The sequence below is a fragment of the Candidatus Poribacteria bacterium genome, assembly GCA_009839745.1.
Taxonomy (GTDB): domain Bacteria; phylum Poribacteria; class WGA-4E; order WGA-4E; family WGA-3G; genus WGA-3G.
In genome coordinates, this window is the sequence record VXPE01000021.1 from 19,611 (window position 1) to 31,614 (window position 12,004).

The following is a 12,004-nucleotide window of genomic DNA, read 5'->3' on the forward strand; positions in this document are numbered from 1 at the left end:
TCTTGTCTCCATAAAGGAACTGGCGGCATTAGAGCCGCCAGTAATTCAAAGTAGCTGCGAACATCGGTCGCTACTACTATTGTCCTTTCAGTTCGCCCCACGTAACAGCGAGTCTACCGCGCGGATCAACAGGGGTCGCCGGACTTGACGCTTCTCGGAAATAGTCAAAAGTGACAGTCATCTTACCGGCACCTTGACCTTCGCAAATACCGACGTAGATGCCGACCTCAAGAGGTTCCTCGAGTTCGTTAGTCGCTTTACCGACCGAGACCCAGTCACCTTCTGCGTTTGGCTTGAACCATGACTCGTATTCGTCGCCGTCGCGTTTGACGCGTAATTCAACCGGAATAACACCTTGATCTGGCATGTAGTCGGGTTGTGTGCCGACGTATCCCAAAGCAGAATCATCATTTTGACGGCGTTGATACTGAAGCACTGCGTTGTTATTTTGTGCAGCACCGCGCCCCCACAACTTCAAGGTCACCCACTGACCATCGCGATTCTGGTGATCCTTCGTCGTTGCAGAATACACAACGATGCCGGCTACGGTGCAAGCATCAGCGTAGTCAACAACCATTGATGTTTCTATGTCAAACTGATCCATATCTGTGATTTGATAGAAACGTGTGGTGGTATCGTCTCCCCACAAGTTCTGGTCGAAGCCTGCCTCGGCAACGAGCAGTCCGTCTTGGAGTTCCCATGGGCTTTTATCGCCGTCCTTGACCTGCCAAAAGGATTGAAGGTCTTGACCGGTTCCAGTGAATTCGTCGCTCATCAATGCCTGTGCGAAAACGCCGGGGATGAGACATACAGATAGAAACAAAATCGTAGTTATACAAGTAATCTGTTTCATTGAACATATATCCTCTCTATTTTATTTACATACTGGACGACCTTTTTCGGTATCCAATGGGATTCTTTTACCCGTCAGATAACTCTTGGCGCGTCCGGACAGATAATTCATCTAAAATATGTTAACACATTGGTTGAAAAAAATCAACTTTTTTCACGTAGTTTCGTAATTAACACTATAATGTGAAAAACAAAAAGTGGATCTCCTTGCAATTCGTGCTAAGACTATGTTAAAATTCAGAATTAATGCAAAATTCAGTTTGAATCGCAGATTATATCCATCAGGAGGTTGTGTATGAAGGTAGGTATTCGGGACGGGATGTTGCCCGTTCCTTTTGAAGAATCGTTTCAGAAGGCGAAAGAAATTGGGTTTGAGGGTGTCGAAATTTGCATGGGCGTTGACTACCGTGAACATCTGCTCTGGCAAGATGGCGGGATTGACAAAGTGAACAGTTTGGCAGACGCCGCTGGCATTGAGGTATCTTCGCTGTCACCAGGTGGCTTCACGGCATATTCGTTTATGCATCCAACCGATAGCACGCGGACCGAGGGAATCGCAAAATTACAATATCTGGCAGAAACATGTCCACAACTCGGAGCGAAAGTGATTTTGGTGCCGTTTTTCGGGAATGGTCAGATCGAAGACGAACATATCAGCGCATCGCGGTTTATTGATGGTCTGAAAATGGCTGCTGAAACCGCTGAAAAACATGGTGTTTTCCTTGCAATTGAATCCACTTTAAGTGCTGAACAGCATCAACAGATCATTGATAACGTCGGTTCGTCGACTGTTGGGGTTTATTACGATATGGGGAACGCCACAGGGCTTGGCTACGATTCACCCTCTGAAATTCGCAGCTTAGGCGGGGCTATCTCACAGATGCACATCAAGGACACTGATGGGAATCACGCTGGGGAGGGCGATGTTGACTTTCCTGCTGTTTTTGATGCTATTCATGCCGTTGGATACGATAGTTGGTTTGTCCTGGAAACGCCCGGTAAAGATGATCCAATTGCGTCAGCATCAAAAAATCTCGATTTTGTGAGAAATAGTTTTTGAGGTAGGGACAGAGGCGATATTCATTATCAGAAATTGATGCACTTCAATATTGAAACCCCTTTCATGATGGAGGGTCGGCATGAACAGCCCAAAAACAACAGCCCCACGTTCCGAAAGTAAGAAACTTTTGTCCCTACCGGCGCGTCAAGCGGAGCAACTCTTTCAAAGCTACGAGAAGCAACAGCAATTGGATATTCTCAGCGCGACTCGTAATCCGAGATCTCGGGAGAAACTCTACTACCTCGTCCCCGATTGCACTGAACTTATCCAAGAAAGTCCTACCGAAGATGTCCTCCAAGTCTTGGACACGATGCTCGGTACAGGACTCGCTTCAGTCCTATTGCCATGTCTCTCAAATGAGCAATTTGAGGAACTGCTGGACATTGCGGTCTGGCGCGACGGTAAACTCGATGAAGAGTCATTGGACCTCTGGCTTTTTGAACTTTCTGAATGTGAGCGAGATGATCTTGGACGGTTTCTCAGAGAACTTGATCTCCGTTTGTTGGCAGCACTTCTCCACAGTCGGGTCACACTTCAGGATGACCATAGTGGGATGCTGCTTGAAGCTGGGTATCTCGATCCGAGTTCCCCAGCGATCAATTATGTAGATGAACGCGCCCGGGCGATTTGTAATGCTATCTGGGAAGCAGATGATGAAGTCTTTAGGATGTTCATCAGAGAACTCTTCGCAATTGATACGGAGGAAGATGTTGAGGCTGAACTCGCCGCTGTTTTCGATGCCGTCCAGGCTGACAGAGCACAGCGCGTCGCAGCACGTGATAAAGAAGCCGGTATTGATATCACTGAAGCCGACCTCATAGAAACGGTCGACTTAGAGTTGCTTACATTAGATGACGATGAGGACGACGATGACAAAGACGAATAAATTTTCTCTCGTCGCCGAGGCGCAGCTTGACGGGCGACTCTTCCTCACACAAGCCTTAGCGCACGGAGACACTTTCGGTGGAATTCCGCGTGAACGGGCGGATACGCTCTATCAGAATATAGCCGCTATTGCGCACAAACTCATTACAATGAAGACGACCGACCTCTCCGATCAATCAGGACTACGGACGCAGATTCAGACGGCTTTCACGCTCACCAGTCTTGGGTTAGAGTATGGCAGCAAGGGCGATCTCGACAAAGCGGTTCGACTCCTCTGTAAAAATAGGGTCGTCAAATTTTTCCAAATCGGGAACACACTGACAGAAAAATTGTTAGACAGCGCGCGCCAACTTCTGCAACACGGTGTAATTCTACCTCCTGATAGAGACGAGGTAGGTGTGCTTGGGACTACCTACACTGACCTTGAAACAGAAGGTATCCAAATTTATACGCAAGCCGAACAGGAATTCTTAAAGGCGTTGTTGACCTATAGAACCACGATTCGGTCGCCTCAAATCACTATCAGAGATACGGATGTCCCACGAGCCCTTATCCATTTGGCTGAGGCCAATATGATTGATCAGCAGCTGGCGTGTATCGAAAATCGCTGCCACTACGTAAAAGCCTTACCACTGGATAATCTGTTCGCATTGGATCCGCCACTCAGTATCCTCCCTAACCCTATTGAACACCTTACTCTCGGACTGATAGTCAATCTTGTCCTCTATCGCCAGGTCGATTTTCAGTTAGATGACGACACACGGCTGGATTTCTACGAGTTGGCTTATGTGGATGGCGAGATTCGACAATCACTCCGGCAACAGTTATTGGACTGGATAGCGCAATATCTTGAACAAGCGCACCAATCTGAACCTGTGAAGACGTATGCTGTCTCTTATTGGGATGATTGTCTTAGAATGGAAGGGGAGAAAGTTTCGGCTAAATAGTCTCAGCGATCCGCCAATCCTTTCTTTGCGTCCGCAATTGCCTTGCGGGCTTGTGGAGTACCGATGTCGTTCAGGGCGCGTTCTGCCATACGGCGGAGGTCAGCGTTAGGTGAATTGAATGCGACAACGAGAGAATCAACCGCAGGCGTACCGATTGTAGCCAAGGCACGCACAACCAGACGACGGACGTTCCATTCTGGATCTGTCAATGTATTGATGAGTGCTGGCAAAATTGCGTCAAGCGGGGTCCCGATTTCACCTAACGCATAAGCGGCATTCAGCCGAATCTCTGCTGTCTCCGCTGTTAAAGCATCAATGAGATACGGCACGGCAGGTTCACCTATATTTTGTAGGGCAACAGAGCCGACAACTCGGATGTTTTCATCGGGATCTGTCAACACAGAGATAAGGGCAGGGACAATGCGATCAGCAGGTTTTTTGATTTCGCTGAGCGTCCATGCCGACATCTCACGAATCTGCGGATTTTCATCGGATACGCCTTCAATGAGAGCATTGACCGCCTTAGGTCCCATTTTGACTAAGGCTTCGGCGGCTTGGGTGCGACGCAGAGCCGCCCTGTCACCAAGTTGATTGACAAGCGTTTTTATCTGTTGCTCCTGGGACTGGCATGCCATCAGACACAGGAAAATAGGAAAAAAAAAGAAACGTTTCATAAGGTATGAGTATAACATAGTTTTCCACTTTTTGCAAGTTCGACTGATAACCGACAACTGTCAAAGGAGGACACGGGGTTTGCCACAGCGCGAAAACCGTCAATAAAGAGATGAAATTAGAGACAGCGACGCTTGGAGCAGGGTGTTTTTGGTGTGTTGAGGCAGTCTTTCTGCAAGTGGAAGGGGTTCACACGGTCGTCTCCGGGTACACCGGCGGCACCACCGTCAACCCAACATATCAAGCGGTGTGTATGGGAATGACAGGGCACGCCGAAGTGGCTCAGATCCAGTTCGATCCGGACGTTATTTCTTACGAAGAATTATTAGAAGTTTTTTGGCATACACATGATCCAACAACCTTAAATCGGCAGGGGGCTGATGTCGGTACCCAGTATCGTTCAGCGATTTTCTATCACACAGAAACGCAACAACAGATCGCCGAAAAATCTAAAGCCGAAATGGACACATCCGATATATGGAACGCTCCGATTGTTACGGAGATTACTCCGTTGGATGTCTTTTATCCTGCCGAAGATTACCACCAAAACTATTTTCAATTGAATCCAAACCAGCCATACTGTCAGTTTGTGATTCATCCAAAGATGCAAAAGTTCACAAAGGATTTTAAGGACAAACTTAAAAATGATTAATAGACATCTACTGAGGGTTTGCGCTATCATCTTCTCTTTCAGTGTTGGAAGTGTAATTGCCCAAAAGGCAGCATCACCGATCACTGTGCCGGTGGCGACAGCGAGGCGCGGGACGATTGTTTCCACGAAGCAGTATACCGGACATTTAGAACCGCACGCTGAGGTGAAGGTATATGCCAATGTTCCCGGGAAGATTGTTGCCCTGACAGCGACCGTTGGTCAAAGTGTAGCGAAAGATGATGTGCTTGCAGAAACGGATTCAAGAGAAGCCACACTTGCCGTGATACGCGCGGAATCGGCATTCAGCAGTGTAAAATCCCGACTTACCTCAACGGAAGCAAACGCTCAAGCAGATGTAGAATCTCAGTTGGCGATCGCACAAGAAACGTTAATGACAGCGCAGTCGAACCTTGTGGAGACACAAGCGCTCGCTGAAATGCGGGTCCGTAACCAACTCGTGCAGGCAGAAGCGACGTCCCAAGCAGCCGTGGAGACGATTGAAAAATCGAAAACAAATGCGGAACAAAGTTTAGAACGTGCGAAGGTGGAGCACGATGATGCTGAATCGGATTATAATCGAAACAAATCGCTCCACGAGAAGCAGCTCATCAGTGATAGCAATTTTGAATCCGTAGAAAAACGTTTGAGATTGGCAGAAACCCGTTTAGAGGAAGCGCAGGTCACAGCGAGTCAGTTTGTGGACGACTCAACACACCCCTCCATAGAGAAAGCAAAGGCGGAATTAGCCGTCGCTCAGAAACTCGTGGAGATCCGCAGCTGGGAACGCGAGATCGCTTTAGCAGAATCAAAAGTTACGCAGGCGCAAGCCGACCGCAACGCAGCACAGAAACTGGTAGCGGCGAAATCTTGGGAGCAAGAGATTGAAATTGCGAAAGCGGCAGTGCGTCAAGCTGAAGAACAACGCAAACTCGCTCAAGAACAGGCGCGTGCTGCGACGCTTAAGTCCCCGATTGATGGCGTTATTGCCGAGCGCCACTTGAACATGGGAGACTATGCAGGATCCGCCACCTCACCTACAGGGAAGCCGGTATTTACAGTCATCGGTGTTGATGCGCTCAAAGCTATTTGGAAAATGCCTGTCACGGATGCGCGTCGCATTCACAGCGGCGAACTCGTCCTGATTTCTACGGATGCCGGTATTCGGAATATCGTCGGCACAATCGATTTTATCAGTCCTACGGTCAACCGTGAAGACAATACGGTGCTTGTCCATGCCAACGTCCCGAATTCTGTGGGGACACTCTCTCACACTGGCGGTCTAAGACCGGGTGGCACAATCACGGTTTCTGTCAAAATGGGTGAGCGGAAAAATGTGCAACTCCTTCCCTTGCATGCAGTTCTGCATATTCAGAATGGGAGCGGAACTACCTTCACCGTTGAAGGGAACACGGCACGCCGGGAACAGGTCAGCGTTGGTGCTATTTACGGTGGCGAGATAGAAATTACCTCGAAACTTGCGGCAGGGACGCTGATAATTGTTGATAAACAACACCAGTTACAGGATGGAACCCCAGTGTCTATCCTTCGGGATTAGCCTTTTCTTCCGCATCGCTCAGCATAGGAACGGACCCGTTTGTAGTAGTGCGATTCATCGCACGTTGAGAAATTATTGGAATTCATCTTATCAATGCTGCTCTCGCGTAACATCTGTTCACTATGGTTTTGGTGGAGTGATAGGAAATGTTTACGGCAGGCATGTATTGGAATTACTGCCCGCGATGTTTGTTATAGGCAAATTCCAGCACAGGTCTAAGTTCTGTAATATCATCAGGGATATTGTAATAACGTGAGTTTGAAAATAAAACTGTAGGTGTTTTTGCTTGGGTGTTTCCTCTAGGTAGAGCGGTAAAGACGGACGAAACCCCTCGAAATTCGGACAAATCTGCGGTTTTCAAGGGCCTTCTTGGGGTCAGAAACCATAGCGAAACCCGACATGCCACTTTTATCAAACTGGCGTTGACAGTAGGTTGTCAGGGATAGCATTTTTAGGATTTCGGAAGGATACAACACACATTAACAGGTTTCGCAAATTTGAAGATATTTTCATAGTTTTCATAGCAAACCGAAAAATCAACAAGTGTGGTGAGAGGCGATAAACCCTGATAGACATTGGGTTTTAGGAAATTTCATTAGGAGTCACTATGAAAGCTGCTATGAAATTTGCTATGAAAATTTCACGAAGGTTGCGCGTAAAGTCTACAATCATTAGCCCCAATCGCTCATTGCTGACTCTCTTGCTTGTAGGAGGGATCTCTGAATTTCGACTGCCGACCACTGACTGCCACTATCATGTAAAAAATATAGGCGAGGAAAAAGATTCCTCGCCCAAAAAGAATTGGATGGCATGTCTAATAGACCTTTATCCATGCTCAGGACTTTTTAACTTCACTCACACTTCTCCCAAGATGATAGGCATCGGTTGGCATATCTTTCCGAGCCAGTGGGTGTGCCAGGTTATAATCTGCGCCCTGTTTTTTACCCGGAATGATGCCTTTTGAATTAGTGACCATACGTTCGTGTTCCTCTAAGAGTTCGCGGTCAATCTTCGGATTGTTGAGAATTATTATGTCAGTTCCCTGTTTGCGTAACATAGGAACCCCGGTGGTTCTCCCAAAAGTCTTGTTTTCAACATCCACTACCGAAGAGGGAATCGAAAATTGACGTAGGTTTTTCATTATGAAACTCCTTTCTTTAATCAAAAATATTCGCGAGTGTGCACAAATGTGGGAAACGATTCTCTCTGCACATAATCTTTGAGCAGTCCAACATAGTTATCAAGAGTAGGGAAAAGATTCGGGACATCTTCAATATTCTCAATTTTCAAACGGATTTCTTCTGAGGTTAATATGTCCCTTGGAATCATACGACCGTGAGAATGCCAACGCTCATTGTTGCTCAACACGGATGCAATTTTTTTTGCTCTTTTCTTTTTTTCTTCGGGCGTAACGGGTTTCCCTGTTGAACTATGAATGTCCCAATCCTTGAACTTATAAGTAGAAAGCCAATCAGTCAGAAGGTCATGGGACAATTGACGTGCTTGTTCAAATTGGTCAAGTTCACCTAAGTCAAGCTGACGGACAAGTTCAAACTCAACGGTGTTCAACTCACCATCCTCCGCTTTTTTACATAACCGTTCATATTGGTTTAAATATGACAAAGCTGGAACGAACTCTCCATTCTTATAAACTTGTGGATCAATCGGTCCCAAACAAGAAAAATAATTCATGAAGATCCGGTCGCCCGACATCGCAAAAACCGTTCCGGCAGACATAGCTCGGTCAGGAATCAAAAAGTCAACCTCATTGTAGTGGTACCGGATAATAGAAACGATACGCTCAGCTACTTCAATTGTACCACCAAGTGTATCTAGAATAATTGATAATTTAGGTTTTCTGTTTTGCAGGGGTTCAACAGCAGTTTTTACTATATGTTCTAATCCCGGCAGTATGGGACTGGAAATTGTCAATATATCTGACTTAAGGACTTCTTCCATCGTGCCAAGATATTTACTGAGGTGTACGCTTATGTGATGATCAACTGGACGCATTGCCGCCAATAGTTTACTCCTTGACTTAAGAACGTTTATCTGGTATATTGTATTACGCTTATCAGAAATACTATACAACATTTTACCGCAAATGTCAAGAAAAAAACGCATAAAAACCGCAATCTACTAACTTTTTAGATTGTCATGAAGGGAACACAGAATGCCGAGAAGAAAACGCACCACCCAACAAAAAGAGGTCCAAGACTACCGACACGACACTGCTACCCGAAAAAACAATCCACCCGCTGGCATCGCCGCACAAGGCAAAATCCAAGAAACACCGAAACAGGAATACGCCTACAACCCGCACCTACCACCCAACCTCCGATCCGACCCAAACGGAGACGCTGACAAACTCCCCGAACTGCTCCAAATAGCACAACAGCGACCCCTCAATGCCGAGGAAGCCCAAACTCTCGCCGATGCACTCCGACACCACGGACCATGGCTGGAATGGGCAGGCAAACAGGAGACAAAATCTTTCAGCGTCGATCCGGTTGCGTTGCATATCCACGAGCGCGTGAGTGCTAAAGCCATTCTGCAGGTTGCTGAACGCCAAAACGTTCAGCGTGAGCTCTTCGCCGACCCACAGCAGGATTATAGCAAAGCAGTCGATTTTTACCAACACGACGTAGATTGGGCGAACCGCCTCATCCTTGGTGATAGCCTCACCGTGATGAGCTCCCTTGCACATCGAGAAGACCTTGCAGGCAAGGTGCAGATGATCTATATTGATCCACCCTACGGCATCAAATTTGCCTCCAATTTCCAACCCACCCTCTTCCAGCGCGATGTAAAGGACAGAGAACAAGATTTGACTCGCGAACGGGAGCAGATTAAAGCCTACCGTGATACGTGGACACTCGGTGTCCACTCCTACCTCGCCTATCTGCGCGACCGCTTGATTGTTGCTAAAGAACTATTGACGGACAGTGGGAGTATCTTTGTGCAGATTGGTGATGAAAATGTTCATATTGTACGCAATTTAATGGACGAGGTATTTAGACCCAATAACTTCGTTTCTCAAATATCAGTATTTAAGACAACAACACCAAGAAAATTATTAGACAACAATTTGTTTTATTTACTCTGGTACGCGAGGAACATAGAAAACCTCGCATATCATCAGGTTTTTATAGATAAGCCGTGTGATGAATGGGCACGTGAAACTAAGGGAGGCTCTTGGGGCGTTACTATCGATATGAAGGACCGTCCTTTAATTCCAGAAGAAAAAGCAAATACAAATCTGCTACCATCGGAAGCTAAAGTATATCAACTTTCGGGATTAACTTCCGCTGGAGCAGGTTCTGATAGACCTTCTTTTACCTTTGAGGGAAATACACATCTTACAGATTCAAAGAGCCATTGGAAAACAAGTATAGAAGGGTTACAAAGACTTAATTCGGCTGGAAGATTGGAAAGCAGAGGGAAAAAACCATGGTTTAAAAAATATCACCAAGACTTTCCCGTAAAACGTTTGACGAATGCTTGGATTGATACATCAGGTAAAGCAAACGAGAGATTTTATGTTGTTCAAACCCAAGATAAAGTCATAGAGCGTTGTGTTCTAATGACAACAAGACCCGGCGACCTTGTTCTTGATCCCACCTGTGGAGGCGGCACAACCGCTTATGTTGCCGAGCAGTGGGGCAGACGGTGGATAACCATGGATACGAGCCGTGTGGCGGTCGCTTTAGCACGCCAACGTCTTTTAACAGGGAATTTTGATTACTACAAACTCAAAGATTCGTCAAAAGATGTCGCGGGCGGTTTTGTCAACAAAACAGTTCCACATATTACACTTACTAAAGTTTGGACAATATTATGATATTCAAGCTGCCTTGTCGAAAGGCAGCTCGGTATCTTGTTGAAAAACGGGTGTAATATTGTGTGAGTTTGTATTTTCAGTGGAACTCGTAGAAAATAGTTTCTCCCGGATTTGTGCTTGTAGATAAGCGATGCGAAGCCCTTGTGTGAGTTTCTTTGGGTGATACCAGTGAATGCCGAGAGACTCACAAACGGTCTTGACGTTTATCGGTTTCTGCGTGGGTTGTGGCAGTGTAAAGATGAGTTTTGTCACAGACGCTGCGATGAAGCTGAGTTGTACAAAGCGATTGATGCTTTTTCGAGACTTCACTTGATACGCGCTGAACCCGAAGTGTTGTTTTGCGTCTCGGAAGGCGGTCTCGATGTGCCACCTCTGCTGATAGTATTCTATGATCTGCGGTATTTCGAGGGTCAGGTCTGTTGTAAAGACGAGGAAATACCGATACGGTTTTGAGGGTTTCGGGCGTTTGCGTATCACGACGCGTCGAACATCCACGGGACACATTTTCGTGCGGACGACGGCTGCGGTGACGGAATATGTTTTCTCCAGTACCGACACTGTTTTATAGCGCAGGCGTCTGATATTCAGACGGTCTCCATACTTTTTGGGACGCCCGGGTTTGGGGTGTTTCGGGGGCTTAGGTATCCGATAGAACACGGCATTCGACTTCGCCCGACACAAGATGTGATGTCCCAAACCCAATAACATTTCAAAGACCTTTCGGCGTGCGAAAGCACTATCGAAGATGATAAGCCCCCGAGAGAGTTTTGAAGCGATACGTTTCAGGACGGCATCGCCTTTATCGCGAACCGTCTGCGGGACGATGAGTTTCACCCAGACCGGGAAAAGCAGCCTTTGGGTCGGAGTCGCACAGAGCAGCCCCAGGGCCCCAAACTCATGTCCATAGTGGAACTTTGATGTATTGACGCGCCCTGAAGCATAAGAGAAGTTTCGGAAGAAGTGAAGTCCCCATTGCGAACGACCCGTTTTCAAGGCATGCGTTTGATCATAGACGTAGACCCACTGCGGAAATCTCGCTTGGAGATACTTTATCAAGTGCGCAGCGACCGCATCCGGGTCCCACTTCCCTTGGGACAGGAACTTTGGCAAAGACCAATATCGCGTCTGGGAACCACTCGCTTGGTAAAGCTGGGTCAAGGTACCAGAACCTGTGTGGGTAATAAACCCATAGATGAACGCTTGGAAAAGCGCAAAGTTTTGGGAGTTGAACATAAACCGAAACTCTGATAGAATACCTTCTAAGTGGAGAAGCAGGTGCATTGTTTCTTTCCTTTCAAAACAAGCGTTATGTTTATGAAAGGATACCTGCTTTTCTGCTTTAATGCATCTTAATTCTTAAAATTGACGCCTTGTGCTAATTGACCATGTGTTTTGTTAAATTTCACAGTTGTTGGGTTTTCGTTGTAAATTGAACCTTGATTCCATTGCCTCTTTGTTTTCATATAGAGACTTTGGTTTAAAAATGGGGCAGTATGAACCGAAGCTGTCAAATTACAAGTGGCAAAAGATTAATACTGTG

General features: G+C 46.6%; 11 protein-coding genes. 6 read left to right on the forward strand and 5 right to left on the reverse strand.

Going from position 1 to position 12,004, the window contains the following annotated elements; translation table 11 throughout:
• Nucleotides 1–76 precede the first annotated feature (76 nt).
• Entirely contained in the window at nt 77–853 is a 777-nt protein-coding gene (locus tag F4X88_03170; GenBank protein MYA55275.1) for a hypothetical protein, read from the reverse strand.
• 294 nt (nt 854–1,147) lie between these two features.
• Here F4X88_03170 and F4X88_03175 point away from each other — a divergent pair, with 294 nt between their 5' ends.
• The 3 genes from F4X88_03175 to F4X88_03185 all read left to right on the forward strand — a co-directional run bounded on the left by F4X88_03175 (nt 1,148) and on the right by F4X88_03185 (nt 3,744).
• Nucleotides 1,148–1,912 carry a sugar phosphate isomerase/epimerase gene (locus F4X88_03175; protein ID MYA55276.1) on the forward strand — a complete coding sequence of 255 codons (765 nt, stop codon included), beginning with the start codon at nt 1,148–1,150 and terminating at the stop codon, nt 1,910–1,912.
• A 79-nt stretch (nt 1,913–1,991) separates the two neighbouring features.
• Complete coding sequence (locus tag F4X88_03180) at nt 1,992–2,798, forward strand: hypothetical protein (GenBank protein MYA55277.1); 807 nt, start codon at nt 1,992–1,994, stop codon at nt 2,796–2,798.
• Nucleotides 2,782–3,744 (forward strand): hypothetical protein, encoded by a 963-nt coding sequence (locus F4X88_03185; protein ID MYA55278.1) that lies wholly within the window; start codon nt 2,782–2,784, stop codon nt 3,742–3,744. The genes F4X88_03180 and F4X88_03185 overlap by 17 nt, the downstream gene beginning before the upstream one ends.
• 2 nt (nt 3,745–3,746) lie before the next feature.
• On the opposite strand, the gene F4X88_03190 is transcribed toward F4X88_03185, so the two are convergent.
• Nucleotides 3,747–4,436, reverse strand: a complete 690-nt coding sequence (locus tag F4X88_03190; GenBank protein ID MYA55279.1) for a hypothetical protein — start codon at nt 4,434–4,436, stop codon at nt 3,747–3,749.
• A 92-nt stretch (nt 4,437–4,528) separates the two neighbouring features.
• Here F4X88_03190 and msrA point away from each other — a divergent pair, with 92 nt between their 5' ends.
• Together msrA and F4X88_03200 are read left to right on the forward strand one after the other, a co-directional pair.
• Complete coding sequence (gene msrA, locus F4X88_03195; protein ID MYA55280.1) at nt 4,529–5,068, forward strand: peptide-methionine (S)-S-oxide reductase MsrA; 540 nt, start codon at nt 4,529–4,531, stop codon at nt 5,066–5,068.
• Nucleotides 5,061–6,623, forward strand: coding sequence for an efflux RND transporter periplasmic adaptor subunit (locus tag F4X88_03200; GenBank protein ID MYA55281.1), 1,563 nt, complete (start codon nt 5,061–5,063; stop codon nt 6,621–6,623). The genes msrA and F4X88_03200 overlap by 8 nt, the downstream gene beginning before the upstream one ends.
• An 835-nt stretch (nt 6,624–7,458) precedes the next feature.
• Here the strand turns inward: F4X88_03200 and F4X88_03205 are convergent.
• The gene (locus tag F4X88_03205; GenBank protein ID MYA55282.1) at nt 7,459–7,764 is read right to left on the reverse strand and encodes a hypothetical protein; all 306 of its coding nucleotides are present in this window, start codon (nt 7,762–7,764) and stop codon (nt 7,459–7,461) included.
• A gap of 20 nt (nt 7,765–7,784) precedes the next feature.
• Nucleotides 7,785–8,747 (reverse strand): serine dehydrogenasease, encoded by a 963-nt coding sequence (locus F4X88_03210; GenBank protein MYA55283.1) that lies wholly within the window; start codon nt 8,745–8,747, stop codon nt 7,785–7,787.
• A 49-nt stretch (nt 8,748–8,796) separates the two neighbouring features.
• On the opposite strand from F4X88_03210, the gene F4X88_03215 reads away from it, so the two are divergent.
• Nucleotides 8,797–10,464, forward strand: a complete 1,668-nt coding sequence (locus tag F4X88_03215) for a site-specific DNA-methyltransferase (GenBank protein ID MYA55284.1) — start codon at nt 8,797–8,799, stop codon at nt 10,462–10,464.
• 3 nt (nt 10,465–10,467) lie between these two features.
• Here the strand turns inward: F4X88_03215 and F4X88_03220 are convergent, their stop codons facing one another.
• Entirely contained in the window at nt 10,468–11,745 is a 1,278-nt protein-coding gene (locus F4X88_03220; protein MYA55285.1) for a transposase, read from the reverse strand.
• Nucleotides 11,746–12,004 lie beyond the last annotated feature (259 nt).